Raw genomic sequence first — 13,447 nt, 5'->3', positions numbered from 1 at the left:
GTGGGCGGCGGCCTCAGGCCGTGGCGGTGGTCACCGGCTTGGTGAGGGTGGCCGTCGCCTTGGCGCCGAGCGTCATCTCGGTGATCCACGACACCAGCAGCGCGCCGTAGGCCTGGCGCCACTCCTGCTTCGAGAGCGCGTGGTCCGCGTCGGAGAGCACGCGGTAGGTCACCGACTTCACGCGCTTGAAGGCGCCGAGGTAGTTCTCGACCACCGGGTGCGGCACGATCTGGTCGTGCTCCGATTCGACGATGAGCACGTCGCCGGCGAAGTCCGCACAAGCCGCGAGCGCGCGGTTGTCCTTGGGCCCGACCAGCGATCGGCGGTAGGCGACCAGGTCGGAGCGGCTGAGCTGCCCCTTGGGCGTGTCCCACTCGCCGTCGCGGTAGAGCGCGGGCGCGCGCAACGCCAGCCAGCGCACCGGCCGCATGGCGCTGACCAGCGCCGCCAGGTAGCCGCCGTAGCTGCTGCCGACGATGGCGACGGCCGCCGGATCGACCGCCGGGTGGCCGACCAGCGCGTCGTAGGCCGCGAGCACGTCGCGCAGGTTGTCCTCGCGCGTCACCTCCATGCGTTGCGCGGCGTGGCGCGCGTGGCCGCGCAGGTCGAAGGTCAGGCACACGCAGCCAAGTGCGGCCAGTTCGTGCGCGCGCCTGGCGTACTGCTCCTGGCTGCCGTCCCAGCCATGCACCAGCAGCACCCCGGGCACTGTCGTCGAGGCCGCGAACAGCGTGCCCTCGATATGCTGGCCGTCGACGGGAATGTCGATGGTGCTATGGCGCGTCGGCATGGCGGTCTCCAGGCAGGATCGTGTACTTCGCGAGCGGGCCGACGCGGCTGTCCGTCCCCTGGTAGGCCACGATGGCATCGGCGGGCACGAGCACCGAGGGGCCGTAGACCTCGAAGCACGAGGCGCGCACCTCGCGCCGCCCGGGGTCGGCATGCAGCGCTTCGAGCCCTGCGATCTCGGCGCCGGTGGCGCCGCCCACGCGCCACGACTGCTCCAGCACGCCCGAGCGCCATTCGCCTCTGCCGTCGACGCCCTGCGCCACGTCGTAGTTCACGCGCGAGGCGAAGAAGCCGGGGTAGCAGTCGATCACCGCCCGGTGATAGCGGCGCGCCTGCTCGATGGCGCGGCGCAGCGAGGGCGACGCGACGCCGGCGATCAGCGCGTCGAAGTCGCCGCGCACCATCACCAGATCGGAGCCGCCGTAGACCTCCTCGCCGGCGTTGTCGCCGGTGGTGCGCTGCACGCCGCAGTAGCTGACGATCATGCCGGCCACCAGCAGCTGCCCGACGCTCCAGGTGACGGGGTCTTCCAGGTTCGCTTCGAGGACGAGGCCGCTTCGCGCGAGGCCGGCCTGGTCCATCTCGGCGATGCAGCTGCCGAGCGCCTCGGCGCGCTCGACGACGATCTGCCCGCGCCCGCCGGTGGCCGTCACCGGCTTGAGGCGCACGGGTCCCGCATCGAGCATCGCGCGCCCTGCCCTCAGCGCCTCGCCGGCCGAGAAGCACGAGAAGCCCGGCACGACTGCGTCGCCCACCTCGCGGGCGAAGCGCGTCGACCAGCCGTCCGGTCTTGCGGCACTGTTCTCGTCGATCAGCGGGTGGCTGATGACCTTGGTGGCGACGAAGGCATGCGGCACCACGCCGCCGAACAGGTCGTCCACCCCGGCGATGCCCATGGCGTGCACCCGGGCCGGGTCGGAAAGGGTGTCGCTGGGTACGAAATAGTGCCGCGAGCCCGAGGGCGCCGGGGAGACGTACTCCCCTTCGAAAGCACAGCCGATCAGCACCGCCAGCCGCCGCCCGTAGTTGGCGCGGGTGGCATGCTCGTGCTCGGTGCAGTAGCCGCGCGGGTCCACGTCGAGCGTGACGACGCTGCACGGGCCGGGCACTGTGCCCGCCGCCCTGGCTTCGGAAGAAAGCGCTTGCACGGCGGTGTGCCTGGCTTCAGCCCTTGCCGGCCTTCGCCTTCTCTTCGACGTCCTTCTTCTTTTCCGAGGAAGGCAGCTTCACCTTGGTCACGGTGACGGACACCGGATCGCTGGCCGGAAAGGACTCTTCCACACCGCTGTCCAGCGCTTCCTCGCTGGCAGGCTGCTCGGTGGGCCTGGCCTTCTCGACCTTGCCCTGCTCAGGGTTGCCGGATGTGGGAAAGTGGAATTTCCCCGGCGATTTCCCTTCTTTCTCTTCTGGTTGTTGCTGCTTCGAAGTCATGGATGGCCTCCTGGCTTGTTCACCGCCCCATGTTGTGCGAGCGCAGCCCGCGGTTGGTGGGAGGGAGGTGCGGATGCGTGTGGGAACAGTCCGGCGCGGAGCCGTCGATGGGCTTCATACGCGCAGCGCCCCGAGGGCTGAGCCCCTCCTCCTCCCCTGCGCGCGGCGACGGTGCGCCGCCCTACCTGTTCTCGGGGATCGACGGCCCTGCACCGCGGGTGCTATCTTGCCGCCCGCCCAAGCCGGGCAGCCGATGACTCAACACCAGGGGACGGACCATGCCGACGCTCGATCAGGTGCTGCAACAGGCCTTGTGGAAAGACAAGACGATCGCTCGGGAAACCTTGCTGCGCGCCGGAGCCGACGTGGACACGGTACCGACCGCGGACGAAGTCGAGCAGTACAGCCGCCGCCTGCTGAGAAACGGGCGCTGGGTTCCCAGTGCCGAGGCTGCCGCCGCGCTGGACCTCGTGATCGGCGCGCGCCCCGACCCGCAGAACCAGCCGCACAGCTACCAGGGCGGTTTCCTGCGCGGAAACGCCGCGCTCCCCTGGCGGCATTTTTCGCGCGAGCGGATCGCGCTGCAGCTGATCGTGCGGATCGCGGACTACAGGTACATCGAGCAGCAGCACCATTCGCTGTGCGGCCCGGTCACGTTCATGCACGACATCGCGAAGCGAACCCCTCTGGCCTACGCGGCCTACGTGATCGGCCTGGCGGAAAACCGCCGCGGCCCCCTCGGGCAGATGACCGTGAAGGTCAAGTCGGGCTCCTCGCTGCTGGGCAAGCGCATCAACAGCGCCCCCGGCTCGCCGCGGATCTGCGAGGCCGACTACATCGCGCTGGCCAGCCTGCGCGACGGCAGCAACATCCTGGCCTACCGCTCGCCCTTCACTCACACGATGCTCGAAGGCGCGACCTCGCCGGCCGACATGGTCCGGTGGATGCGCGACACCGGCTACCAGCATGTGGAGGACCACAGTCACATGGGCAGCTGGCGCCTGCGTGGCCTGCTCATCAAGGCGCACCGCACCAGCGTCGGCCAAAACACCGTGGCCCCGCACCTGAACCAGATGCGCCACAAGCGCAACGCTGGCCACACCGTCATGATGTGTGCCGCGGGCAGCCTGGCCAACATGGCGCTGGGCCGCAGCCTGCGCGACGACATGACGATGCGCGTATTCGGCGGCCACTTCATGCTGGTGAATTCCGTCGATGTGACGGCCAACGGCGCCATCTTCGACCTCGTCACCTGGGGCCGCGACAGCAGCGAGAACCGGATCGAGATTCCATGGAGCAAGCTCGCGAGCTGGTACGGCGGCTTCGTCAGCGGGCTCCCCTGAATTCCGGCCGCTAGACTGGCGCCACCTCGCCATCGAACGGAGAGCGCCCATGTGCCGCAGCATCAAGACCCTCTACAACTTCGAGCCGCCCGCCACCGAGCAGGAGATCCGCGCCGCCGCGCTGCAGTTCGTGCGCAAGCTCAGTGGCTTCAACGTGCCCTCCAAGGCCAACGAGGCGGCATTCAATCGCGCGGTCGATGACGTGGCCGCCACGGCGGCGCGGCTGATCGATTCGCTTGTCACCACGGCCGAACCGCGCGACCGTGCTGTGGAGACGGAACGCGCCAGGGCCCGCTCGGCGATGCGCTTCGGCAGCGGCTCCACCGCCTGATCGTGCCTTGCCCCCTGTGGCCCATGGCTGCGCGCCCGCATGCCATCATCTTCGGATGAGCAACACACCCCATAGCGCCTTCAGCACCTCGGACGCAGTCGCCAAATACGCCGAAGGCCCGAAGCGCAACGTGCCCGGATACAGCGGGCTCCTGCCGATGACGCGCATCCTTCTCGAGGAACACGTGCCCAGCGATGGCCGGGTGCTCGTGGTCGGCGCGGGCGGCGGCCTGGAGGTGGAAGACCTCGCGCGGGCCAACCCCGATTGGACCCTCGACGGGGTCGACCCCAGCGGCCCGATGCTTGAGCTCGCATCGCAGAGGCTGGGCCCGCTGATGTCGCGCGTGACGCTGCACGAGGGCTACGTGCAGGACGCGCCGGCCGGCCCCTTCGATGGCGCCACCTGCCTGCTGACCTTCCACTTCGTGCCCGCGGACCAGCGGCTGCCGACGGCCCGCGAGATCCATCGCCGGTTGAAGCCGGGCGCCCCGTTCGTCGCAGCGCATCTCAGCGTGGAAGACGGCGAAGGCGAACGCGACCTCTGGATGTCGCGCTACGCGGCCTTCCTCGTCTCCTCGGGCTCCGATCCGCGCCAGGCGGCCGCGGCGCGGGAGAAAGTCCAGAAGGAACTGTCGATCCTCTCTCCCTCGCAGGACGAGGCCGTGCTGCGCGAGGCGGGGTTCAAGGACATCCGCCTCTTCTTCATGGGCTTCACGTTCCGGGGCTGGGTCGCCCGCGCCTGAGCCGGCGGTGGTGGCCGGGCCATGACCACAGCGCAGCGCCGCCCCCCGGCCTTTGATATGGTGCTTGCCAGCACCACCATGCGAAGTCCGAGCACATGAAAAAGACCTACACAGGCGGCTGCCATTGCGGCGCCGTGAGATTCGAGGCCGACATCGACCTCGGCCTCGGCACGCTGCGCTGCAACTGCTCGATCTGCACCCAAACCCGCTTCTGGCCCGCCATCGTCGCGACCGATGCCTTCCGGTTGATCGAAGGCGAATCCGAACTCAGCGAGCAGATGCTCGACACCCGCAACAGCCACTACATCGTCTGCAGGCATTGCGGCGTGCGGGCCTTCGGCGTGGGCCATTCGCCCGCCACCGGCGAGAGCGCCTACGGCGTGAACGTGACCTGCCTGGACGACGTGGATCTCGACGACCTCGCCAGCTCGCCCATCAGCTACGTGGACGGGCACCGCGGCACCTGGCACGCCGCGCGCGCAGCCATCGGCATCTGACGAAGACAATCGCTTCCCGCAACAACAACCCACCACTACTGGAGACAGGCACATGTCCATCGAACTCTGGCTCGCCTTCGTCGCGGCCTCCGCCCTCATGCTGGTCATTCCCGGGCCGACCATCCTCACGGTGATCAGCTATTCGATGTCGCACGGGCGGCGCGCCAACCTGCCGCTGGTGGCGGCCGTGGCGCTGGGCGATTCCACCGCGCTGGTGGTGTCGCTGCTCGGGCTGGGCGCGCTGCTGGCCACCTCGGCCTTCTGGTTCACGGTGGTGAAGTGGGTGGGCGGGCTTTACCTGCTGTATCTGGGCATCAGGCTGCTGCGCGCGGGCATCACCTCCGCCGAGATCGCCACGCCGGCCGCGCCCGCCTCGCGCCTGCGCCTGTTCGCCAACACCTACCTGGTGACCGCGCTGAACCCCAAGGGCATCGTGTTCTTCGTGGCCTTCCTGCCCCAGTTCATCAACCCGGCCGCCGACGTGACGCGCCAGCTGTGGGTGCTGGCCATCACCTTCGTGGTGCTGGCCGCGACCAATGCCACGCTCTACGCGGTGTTCGCGGGATCGGCGCGCAGGCTGCTGTCGTCGCCGCGTGCGCAGCGGCGCTTCAACCTCGCGGGCGGCTCGCTGCTGGGCGCGGCGGGCATCTGGGCGCTGATGGCGCGCCGGCCGGGGTGAGCGGGCAGCCCTTCTGAACGCAAAAGCAACTCAAAAGAAAAGGCCGCGAAGCACGGAGCTTCGCGGCCTTTTCTTCTTTTGTCGCAGCGCTGTGGATCAGTTGCGGTACGGGTTGTTGGGATTGCGGTCGTAGCGGTTCGGAACGCCGTCACCGTCGCGGTCACGGTCGTAGCGGTTGGGCACGCCGTCGCGGTCACGGTCGCCGTAGTGCGGGCGCGGCGGCGGCGGGCGGTCGTAGGGTGCGACCACACAGCCCGCGAGGATGGCCGATGCGGCCAGAAGGATCGCCAATGTCTTCGTCATGCGAGTTCTCCTTGGAGTGTTTGTGAAACCGGGGTTCGCCTCCTGCGAGCCGGTAGTGCATTGAAGGCCACGCCGGTACGCGCCGGGTTTCCGCATTGAAGCCCTCGCGTGAAGTTCGTTACGGGATGTGGCACCCGGCATTTACTTTGCCCCGGGGTGCGCAAGCCGCAAGGCAGCGCGCAGCCCGTCGCGCAGTAGGCGCGATTCCCGTGGCGGACCGGCGAGAGAGAATGGCGGCGCCCATGCTTTCGCTTCTGGATACCGCCTCCTTTCCTCCGATGCAGCCCGCGCCCTCCGCCTTCTCCCGCAAGACCCTCGCAGCCCTGCTGATCGCCGCGGCATGGACGCTCCCGGCCCGGGCCGTGGTGAGCTTCGAGGAAGTGAAGCGCGACTTCCGCTCGTCCGACACCGCCGTGCTCGACCGCAACGGCGAGCTGCTGCAGCGCGTGCGCACCGACCCCACGGTGCGACGCGGCCAGTGGACCGCGCTGGCCGACGTGTCCCCAGCGCTGCGCACGGCCATGGTGCTGAGCGAGGACAAGCGCTTCTACGAGCACAGCGGCATCGACTGGCGCGCCGTCTCGGCCGCCGCCTGGGGCAATCTCTGGAACACGCGCACGCGCGGCGCATCGACCATCACGATGCAGCTGTCGGGCCTGCTCGACGAGGACCTTCGCCGCAGTTCGGGCGGCCGCAGCTTCACGCAGAAGATCGGGCAGACGGTGGCGGCCGCGCAGCTGGAGCGCAACTGGCGCAAGGACCAGATCCTGGAGGCGTATCTCAACACCGTGCCGTTCCGCGGCGAGATCGTGGGCATCGACGCGCTGTCGCGCACGCTCTTCGGCAAGGCGCCCAGCGGGCTCGACGCGCGCGAGGCCAGCGTGGCGGCGGCACTGGTGCGCGCGCCCAACGCCAAGCCCGCCATGGTGGCGCAGCGCGCCTGCGAGGTGCTGCGCACCATGGAACCGCAGCAGAAGACCGACTGCGAGGCGCTGGACATGTTCACCAGCGCGGCCGTGCAGCGCCGGGCCTTCGAGCCGAACGAAGGGATCGCGCCGCACGCCGCGCGGCGCGTGCTGCGCGAGATCCGCGACGCGAACTCGGCGGCGGCGCCCGTTGCAACCGCAGCCGTTGCGGCGTCGAAAGGCAAGGACAGGGAAACCAGCGTGCGCACCACCCTGCGCGCGCCGCTGCAACGCTTCGCGCTCGACACGCTGCAGCGCCACCTGCGCGAGCTGCGCGACCGGCACGTGGAAGACGGCGCCCTCGTCGTGCTCGACAACGCGACCGGCGAGGTGCTCGCCTGGGTCGGCTCCTCCGGCCCGCTGAGCCAGGCGGCGGAGGTCGACGGCGTCACGGCGCTGCGCCAGCCCGGCTCCACGCTCAAGCCGCTGCTCTACGCCCAGGCGATCGCCGAGAAGCGCATCACGGCGGCATCGCTGATCGAGGACTCGTCGGCGCAGATCAGCACCGCCAGCGGCCTCTACATTCCGCAGAACTACGACCGCCGCTTCAAGGGCCCGGTGTCGGCGCGCACCGCGCTGGCGGCATCGCTGAACGTGCCGGCCGTGCGCACGCTGGTGATGGTGTCGCCCGAGGCCTTCGCGCGCGAGCTGCGCGCCGCCGGGCTGCCGCTGCGCGAAAGCGGCGACTACTACGGCTACAGCCTCGCGCTCGGCAGCGCCGAGGTGTCGCTGCTGTCGCTCACCAACGCCTACCGCATGCTGGCCAACGGCGGGCGCTACGGAACGACGACGCTGGCGCCGCGGCCCGCGGAGAAATCGAAAACCGCGCCGGCCTCGCCGCCGACGCCGATCGACGCGCGAGCGGCCTTCATCGTGGGCGACATCCTGTCCGACCCGAACGCGCGCACGCGCACCTTCGGCCTCGACAGCATTCTTTCCACCCGCTTCTGGACCGCCGTGAAGACCGGCACCAGCAAGGACATGCGCGACAACTGGGCCGTGGGCTGGTCGCAGCGCTACACGGTGGGCGTGTGGGTGGGCAACGCCAGCGGCGAGTCGATGTGGGACGTGAGCGGCACCAGCGGCGCCGCGCCGGTGTGGGCCGAGGTGATGCGCTTCCTGCACGCGCGCGAGCCGAGCCGCGCGCCTTCGCCGCCGCCGGGCCTGGTCCAGATGCAGGTGAGCTTTGGCCCCGGCGCCGACGGCAATCCGCTGGAGGCTTCGCGCAGCGAGTGGTTCCTGCAAGGCACGGAGCAGCCGCTCTTCGCGCTGGACACCGGCATGACGACGGATGCTTCCGCCCCGGCGCGCATCACCGCGCCGGCCGACGGCACCATCATCGCGCTGGACCCCGACATCCCGCCGCAGCGCCAGCGCGTGCGCTTCGATTCCGAGGGCCGTGGCGTGCAGTGGCGAATCGACGGCAAGCCGCTGGCGCGCGGCAACACCGTGCAATGGTTTCCATGGCCGGGGCGCCACCTGATCGAGCTGGTGGACGCCGGCGGCAAGGTGGTCGACCAGCGCCGGCTCGAGGTGCGCGGCGCGGGCGTGGTCGCGAAGAACAACGGCAGCGGCGCGCGGCGCTGATTCAAGGGGCCCTGAACACGTCGAGGAAGTAGTCGACGAAGGTCCGGATCTTCGGCGTGTTGCGGCGCGCGGGCAGGTAGCTCAGGTGGATGTCGTGCGGCTTCAGGGCCAGCGAGGGCAGCACCGGCACCAGCGTGGCGCCGTCGATCTGCGGGCGCGCGAGCGACTGCGGCACCAGCGCGATGCCGCGCGCCGACAGCGCGAGCCGCAAAACCATTTCAGGGTCGTCCGACTGGAACACGCTTTCCACGCGCACGCGGTGCGTCTTTTCGATGGCCGCGAGGCTGATCTCGCGCTTGCGCCCTTCGGCGTCGGTGGTCAGGAAGCGGTGCGCGGACAGATCGGGCAGGTCCTGCACCGGAGCGTGGCGCGCGAGATACGCCGGCGCGGCGCACAGCATCAGCGGCTCCTGCTTCAGGTGGCGCACGACCAGCTCGTCGCCGCCCTCACGGCCGTAGCCGATGGCCACGTCGGCCGCGTCGCGCCGCAGGTCGGCGCGGTCCTTGCCGGTCTCGACCGTGACCTCCAGCCGCGGGTAGGCGGTCATGAAGGCGGGCAGGTGGTTCATCAGCAGCTCGCGGCCATAGTAGTGCGGCACGGCGATGCGCAACCGCCCGGTGACGGCGCTGCCGTCGGAGGACAGGTTGAGCATGACGTCGTCGAGGATCGTGAGCGCATGTTGGGCCGCCGCGAGGAACTCGCGGCCTTCCTCAGTCAGCGCGAAGCGGGTGGCGCCGCGATGCAGCAGCAGGTGGCCGACGGTGGCTTCCAGTCTCTGGAGCTGGCGCGACGCGGAGGCCTTGGGCACGTTGAGCACTTCGGCGGCCGGAGTCAGTCCCCCGAGCTGCGCGGCCTTGGCGAACAGCCGCACATCCGACAAAGAAAAGTCCTTCATATCGCCGCCGCGGTCCGTATTTCTCTTGCGCTCCCCTGAACGCTCCGCAGGAAGGTCGGGAAGGGAGGGCCGGACCGTGGAGCAGAACAACTTGCCGATTCACAAGCTACCTTTAGTTTCATTCTCTGACAGGACGCTCCAGACGAACAACACTTTCGGCAACAGCTGCCCAAGGCCGGGAAAAATTCACTTAATGAGGACAAATCCGCGAAATCGGCTTGCGCGATCCGCGGACAGGGGTTGCGGTTTTCTACGGGGTGCTACCCGGATCAATCGCCGCGCGGGGAGTCCGGTTTCTTTTTGGAGGCAAAATTCATCCAATCATTGAACGACCAGGCTCACTCCCGATGCTTGCCCAAGCTCCCCGTACTTCACTTGCAGACACCGCCGCGGACAGCATCCGCGCCGAGATCTCCGCCGGCCGCTGGTCCGTTGGCTCCCGCATCCCGATCGAACCGCAGCTCGCCCAGCTGCTGGGCGTGAGCCGGGGCACGGTGCGCGAGGCGGTCAAGACGCTGGTGTCGCGCGGGCTGCTCGAAGTGCGCCAGGGCTCGGGCACCTATGTTCGCTCGGGCTTCGATCCTTCGTCCAGCCTGCAGAAGATGCGGCTCGCGAGCCTGCGCGACCAGTTCGAGGTGCGCCGCGCGCTCGAAGTGGAAGCCGCCCGGCTCGCCGCCGTGCACCACACGGCGCGCGACCTGCGCCGCCTGCACGTGCTGCTCGACAAGCGCGGCGGCTTCGATCCCGCCGACAACGGCGCGGCCTTCATCGAGCGCGACCTGGCCTTCCACCTCGCCATCGTCGACATCTCCGGCAACCTCGCCCTGGCGGAAACCTGCCGCTTCATCACCGGCTACATCAAGGAGACCATCGCGAGCTCGATGGGCAGCGCCCTGCCCGAGCCCGACGATGCCGCGCACCGCGCCATCATCGAAGGCATCGCCAGCCGCGACCCCGACGTGGCCGCCGCGGCGGTGCGCACCTTCATGGCGCCGATGATCAACGCACTGGCGCTGGGGTCGTGATGAACTCGGCCACCCTCGCACGCGGCAATGCCGGCGCCTCTTCTTCCTCCTCCTCTTCTTCTCCCTCCTCCTCTTCTTCCGCTTCCGCCCACCGCTGCGGCGACGAACTGCTGATCGACGCCGAGGCCGACAGCCTGCCCGCGCCGCGCCCCACGCCCGCCCCCACCCTCGCGCGCCGCATCCTGCTCGGCGCCAGCGTGGTGCTGATCGCCTTCAACCTGCGCCCGGTCTTCGCCAGCCTCTCGGTGGTGCTGCCGGAAATCATCAAGGCCACCGGCCTCTCGCCCACCGCCGCGAGCCTGCTGACCACGCTGCCGATCGTCTGCCTCGGCGTGTTCGCGCCGCTCGCGCCGGGCCTGGGCCGCCGCTTCGGCACCGAGCGCACGCTGCTCGGCTGCATGGTGCTGATCCTGGTCGGCACGGTGCTGCGCGGCACCGGCAACATCCCGCTGCTGTTTCTGGCCTCGGCCATCGCGGGCAGCGGCATCGCGGTGTCGAACGTGCTGCTGTCGGGCCTGGTGAAGCGCGACTTCGCCTCGCAGGCGGCGCTGATGATGGGCCTCTACACCATGGCCGTGTGCGGCGGCGCGGCCAGCGCCGCCGGGCTCACGGTGCCGATCGAGCACGCGCTGGGCGGCGGCTGGACCATGGCGCTCGCGATGTGGGCGCTGCCGGCCGCGCTGGTCACGCTGATCTGGGCGCCCCAGGCGCTGCCGTTGAAGCCGGTGGCGAGCGAATCGGGCTTCACCGTGCGCGGGCTCTGGAGCGACCGGCTGGCCTGGCAGGTCACCTTCTTCATGGGCCTGCAGTCCGCCCTCGCCTACATCGTGATGGGCTGGCTCGCGCCGATCCTGCGCGAGCGCGGGCTGGGCAGCGAGACGGCTGGCTACGTGGTGTCTCTTTCGGTCATGACGCAGGTGGTGACCTGCCTCGTGGTGCCGGCGCTGGCGGTGAAGCTGCGCAACCAGCGCGGCTTGGCGGTCGTGCTGGCGCTGCTCACGGTGGGCGCGATGCTGGCGATGCTCTTCGCGCCGCTGGACGGCTTCTTCGGCGTGTGGGCCTGGGCGGTGCTGCTGGGCATCGCGCAGGGCGGCACCTTCGCGCTGGCGCTCACGATGATCGTGCTGCGCTCGCCCGACTCGCACGTCGCCGCGCACCTCTCGGGCATGGCGCAGGGCGTGGGCTACATGGTGGCGGCCTTCGGGCCGCTGGTGGCCGGGCTGCTGCACGGCTGGACGGGGAGCTTCCGCGCCTCGTCGTGGCTCTTCATCGGGCTGGGCGTGGCGCTCGTGATCGCTGGGCTGGGGGCAGGACGCACGATGCACGTGGGCACGACGACCGTGCCGCGCCACTGAGGCGCGAGCCCGCTGTCTACTGCGGCCCGCCGCAGAAGCCCGCGCGCTCGGTGGTCCTGGCGGTGAACAACACGCGCGTGGTGGTCGCCGCGCTGCGCGGCTCGTTCTGCGGCCATTCGGTCTGCACCCAGGTGTATTGCCAGTCGTAGGGCGAGCCGGGCTTGAATGTCTCGCCGTAGGCGATGCGCAGGCTGCCGAAGCTCTCGTCGTGGCAGTGCTTCGAGGTCTTGTATTCCTTCTCGCTGAAGCAGGCGCGGATCATCTTGGAGCACGAGAACGGAATGCCCTCCTGCACCGCCTTGCCGCCTTCGAGCGGCACGAAGTCGGCGGTGTCGAACGAGGCGCCGCCGCCCGAATAGCCTTCGGACACCGTCTGCAGCACGGCCACGGCCCACTTGCCCTCGGCCACCGGGTAGAGCGCCGGCGCGAGCGAGAGGCGCGCCTCGGACCGGCTGGCGTCGCTGTCTTTCTTCAGGGCCTGGGCGTAGCCGGAGAAATCATGAAGGCGAGCGAGCTGCCAGCCCTTGGCGTCTGCGGCATCCCGCCTGATGCGCGCCATGGCCAGCGGCTCGGCGGAGAGCACCACGTAGTCGCCCGCCGCGGCGCCGCGCGGACGATAGAGGCCCAGTTGCTGCGCGTCGCAGGGCTGCGGCAGCAGAGCGCACAGGCGCGTGCGCCATTGCGCGTCGAGCGAATCGGGCTTCTTCACCGCATCGAACACCTGCGCCGACGGCGCGGAAAGATCGGGAGCGGCGAGCACCGCGGTGGCGAACGGCAGCAGGGCGAACAGGAGCGGCAGCTTTGTCATGGAGCCGGATGGTAGCCACCGGCGGCGCGGCTGGTTGATAAAGTCGCACGCGACCATGAATCCTTCTTCTCCCGCCCTGCTCCGGATCGACGCGCTGCGCTTCGCCTACCCCGACCAACCCGCGCTGGTGTCCGGCTGGAATGCATCCATCGGCCCGGGCGTCACGCTGCTCTACGGCGATACCGGCACGGGCAAGTCGGCGCTGCTCAACGTGATTGCCGGTGCGCTGCCCGCCTCCGCCGGACGGCTGACCGTGGCCGGGACGAGCCTCGATGCCGCGCCCGAGGCCTATCGCCGCCAGGTGTTCTTCGTCGCTCCCGAAACCGACCGTTTCGACCAGCTCAGCGCGCGCGAATGCACGGCCTCGCTTGCCGAAGGCGACGCGGGCTTCGACCAGGCGAAGTGGCAGGCCATCGCCGACGGCTTCTCGCTGGCGCCGCACCTGGACAAGAAGATGTTCATGCTGTCCACCGGCTCGAAGCGCAAGGTCTGGATGGCCGCCGGGCTCGCGTCGGGCCGGCCGCTCGTACTGCTCGACGAGCCGACCGCCGGCCTGGACATGCCCTCTACACGCTGCCTGTGGGCCACGCTCTCGGAGATTGCTGCGCAGTCGAAGCAGGCGGTCGTCGTGACCAGCGCGGCGCGCATCGACACCGTGCCGCTGGCGGCCACCATCGAACTGCCGCTGCGCTGAGGC

15 protein-coding genes are annotated in these 13,447 nt (G+C 69.7%); 9 read left to right on the top strand and 6 right to left on the bottom strand.

The window, feature by feature from the left end; translation table 11 throughout:
- Positions 1 to 13: 13 nt before the first annotated feature.
- Genes ABL843_RS07715 through ABL843_RS07705 form a run of 3 tightly spaced genes read right to left on the bottom strand, consistent with a single transcriptional unit; the run spans position 14 to position 2,220 of the window.
- Positions 14 to 790 carry an alpha/beta hydrolase family protein gene (locus tag ABL843_RS07715; protein WP_126022598.1) on the bottom strand — a complete coding sequence of 259 codons (777 nt, stop codon included), beginning with the start codon at positions 788 to 790 and terminating at the stop codon, positions 14 to 16.
- The gene (locus ABL843_RS07710; RefSeq protein ID WP_418119487.1) at positions 774 to 1,937 is read right to left on the bottom strand and encodes a DUF3182 family protein; all 1,164 of its coding nucleotides are present in this window, start codon (positions 1,935 to 1,937) and stop codon (positions 774 to 776) included. Before ABL843_RS07710 ends, ABL843_RS07715 begins: the two co-directional genes overlap by 17 nt.
- Before the next feature lie 16 nt (positions 1,938 to 1,953).
- Positions 1,954 to 2,220, bottom strand: a complete 267-nt coding sequence (locus ABL843_RS07705; protein ID WP_369659293.1) for a hypothetical protein — start codon at positions 2,218 to 2,220, stop codon at positions 1,954 to 1,956.
- A 278-nt stretch (positions 2,221 to 2,498) separates the two neighbouring features.
- On the opposite strand from ABL843_RS07705, the gene ABL843_RS07700 reads away from it, so the two are divergent.
- The 5 genes from ABL843_RS07700 to ABL843_RS07680 all read left to right on the top strand — a co-directional run bounded on the left by ABL843_RS07700 (position 2,499) and on the right by ABL843_RS07680 (position 5,812).
- On the top strand, positions 2,499 to 3,563 hold the full coding sequence (locus ABL843_RS07700; protein WP_418119486.1) for a hypothetical protein: 1,065 nt from the start codon (positions 2,499 to 2,501) through the stop codon (positions 3,561 to 3,563).
- Positions 3,564 to 3,612: 49 nt separating this feature from the next.
- Complete coding sequence (locus ABL843_RS07695; RefSeq protein ID WP_418119485.1) at positions 3,613 to 3,894, top strand: DUF2277 domain-containing protein; 282 nt, start codon at positions 3,613 to 3,615, stop codon at positions 3,892 to 3,894.
- A 55-nt stretch (positions 3,895 to 3,949) separates the two neighbouring features.
- Positions 3,950 to 4,636: a class I SAM-dependent methyltransferase gene (locus ABL843_RS07690; protein ID WP_418119484.1), complete on the top strand. Its 687-nt coding sequence runs from the start codon at positions 3,950 to 3,952 to the stop codon at positions 4,634 to 4,636.
- Positions 4,637 to 4,731: 95 nt separating this feature from the next.
- Positions 4,732 to 5,133: a GFA family protein gene (locus ABL843_RS07685; protein ID WP_126022592.1), complete on the top strand. Its 402-nt coding sequence runs from the start codon at positions 4,732 to 4,734 to the stop codon at positions 5,131 to 5,133.
- Between the two features lie 52 nt (positions 5,134 to 5,185).
- Positions 5,186 to 5,812 (top strand): LysE family translocator, encoded by a 627-nt coding sequence (locus ABL843_RS07680; protein WP_126022591.1) that lies wholly within the window; start codon positions 5,186 to 5,188, stop codon positions 5,810 to 5,812.
- A 96-nt stretch (positions 5,813 to 5,908) separates the two neighbouring features.
- Here ABL843_RS07680 and ABL843_RS07675 read toward each other — a convergent pair whose 3' ends face one another.
- Positions 5,909 to 6,115: a hypothetical protein gene (locus ABL843_RS07675; RefSeq protein ID WP_019654179.1), complete on the bottom strand. Its 207-nt coding sequence runs from the start codon at positions 6,113 to 6,115 to the stop codon at positions 5,909 to 5,911.
- A gap of 278 nt (positions 6,116 to 6,393) precedes the next feature.
- Between ABL843_RS07675 and pbpC the strand changes: the two genes are divergently transcribed.
- A complete protein-coding gene (gene pbpC / locus ABL843_RS07670; protein WP_418120448.1) occupies positions 6,394 to 8,667 on the top strand; it encodes a penicillin-binding protein 1C in 2,274 nt (757 codons plus the stop codon).
- 1 nt (position 8,668) lies between these two features.
- On the opposite strand, the gene ABL843_RS07665 is transcribed toward pbpC, so the two are convergent.
- A complete protein-coding gene (locus ABL843_RS07665; RefSeq protein WP_184635428.1) occupies positions 8,669 to 9,562 on the bottom strand; it encodes a LysR family transcriptional regulator in 894 nt (297 codons plus the stop codon).
- Between the two features lie 347 nt (positions 9,563 to 9,909).
- Between ABL843_RS07665 and ABL843_RS07660 the strand changes: the two genes are divergently transcribed.
- Positions 9,910 to 10,587, top strand: coding sequence for a FadR/GntR family transcriptional regulator (locus ABL843_RS07660; RefSeq protein WP_418119483.1), 678 nt, complete (start codon positions 9,910 to 9,912; stop codon positions 10,585 to 10,587).
- Complete coding sequence (locus ABL843_RS07655; RefSeq protein ID WP_418119482.1) at positions 10,587 to 11,942, top strand: CynX/NimT family MFS transporter; 1,356 nt, start codon at positions 10,587 to 10,589, stop codon at positions 11,940 to 11,942. Before ABL843_RS07660 ends, ABL843_RS07655 begins: the two co-directional genes overlap by 1 nt.
- A gap of 16 nt (positions 11,943 to 11,958) precedes the next feature.
- Here the strand turns inward: ABL843_RS07655 and ABL843_RS07650 are convergent, their stop codons facing one another.
- Positions 11,959 to 12,750 carry a hypothetical protein gene (locus ABL843_RS07650; protein WP_184635426.1) on the bottom strand — a complete coding sequence of 264 codons (792 nt, stop codon included), beginning with the start codon at positions 12,748 to 12,750 and terminating at the stop codon, positions 11,959 to 11,961.
- A gap of 55 nt (positions 12,751 to 12,805) precedes the next feature.
- Here ABL843_RS07650 and ABL843_RS07645 point away from each other — a divergent pair, with 55 nt between their 5' ends.
- Positions 12,806 to 13,444, top strand: coding sequence for an ABC transporter ATP-binding protein (locus ABL843_RS07645; RefSeq protein WP_418119481.1), 639 nt, complete (start codon positions 12,806 to 12,808; stop codon positions 13,442 to 13,444).
- The last annotated feature ends 3 nt before the right edge of the window (positions 13,445 to 13,447 follow it).

Origin of the sequence: Variovorax sp. 350MFTsu5.1, from assembly GCF_048302515.1 — a bacterium.
Lineage (GTDB): Bacteria > Pseudomonadota > Gammaproteobacteria > Burkholderiales > Burkholderiaceae_C > Variovorax > Variovorax guangxiensis.
The sequence above is the reverse complement of the archived record's forward strand: the minus strand, read 5'-3'. Positions and strand labels throughout refer to the sequence as shown.

Excerpts from the sequence above, each read along its gene's own strand:
- ABL843_RS07705 (WP_369659293.1), bottom strand. The coding sequence starts at position 2,220 with ATGACTTCGAAGCAGCAACAACCAGAAGAGAAAGAAGGGAAATCGCCG.
- pbpC (WP_418120448.1), top strand. The coding sequence starts at position 6,394 with ATGCAGCCCGCGCCCTCCGCCTTCTCCCGCAAGACCCTCGCAGCCCTG.
- ABL843_RS07685 (WP_126022592.1), top strand. The coding sequence starts at position 4,732 with ATGAAAAAGACCTACACAGGCGGCTGCCATTGCGGCGCCGTGAGATTC.
- ABL843_RS07700 (WP_418119486.1), top strand. The coding sequence starts at position 2,499 with ATGCCGACGCTCGATCAGGTGCTGCAACAGGCCTTGTGGAAAGACAAG.
- ABL843_RS07645 (WP_418119481.1), top strand. The coding sequence starts at position 12,806 with ATGAATCCTTCTTCTCCCGCCCTGCTCCGGATCGACGCGCTGCGCTTC.
- ABL843_RS07655 (WP_418119482.1), top strand. The coding sequence starts at position 10,587 with ATGAACTCGGCCACCCTCGCACGCGGCAATGCCGGCGCCTCTTCTTCC.
- ABL843_RS07695 (WP_418119485.1), top strand. The coding sequence starts at position 3,613 with ATGTGCCGCAGCATCAAGACCCTCTACAACTTCGAGCCGCCCGCCACC.
- ABL843_RS07665 (WP_184635428.1), bottom strand. The coding sequence starts at position 9,562 with ATGAAGGACTTTTCTTTGTCGGATGTGCGGCTGTTCGCCAAGGCCGCG.
- ABL843_RS07690 (WP_418119484.1), top strand. The coding sequence starts at position 3,950 with ATGAGCAACACACCCCATAGCGCCTTCAGCACCTCGGACGCAGTCGCC.
- ABL843_RS07660 (WP_418119483.1), top strand. The coding sequence starts at position 9,910 with ATGCTTGCCCAAGCTCCCCGTACTTCACTTGCAGACACCGCCGCGGAC.
- ABL843_RS07650 (WP_184635426.1), bottom strand. The coding sequence starts at position 12,750 with ATGACAAAGCTGCCGCTCCTGTTCGCCCTGCTGCCGTTCGCCACCGCG.
- ABL843_RS07675 (WP_019654179.1), bottom strand. The coding sequence starts at position 6,115 with ATGACGAAGACATTGGCGATCCTTCTGGCCGCATCGGCCATCCTCGCG.
- ABL843_RS07715 (WP_126022598.1), bottom strand. The coding sequence starts at position 790 with ATGCCGACGCGCCATAGCACCATCGACATTCCCGTCGACGGCCAGCAT.
- ABL843_RS07680 (WP_126022591.1), top strand. The coding sequence starts at position 5,186 with ATGTCCATCGAACTCTGGCTCGCCTTCGTCGCGGCCTCCGCCCTCATG.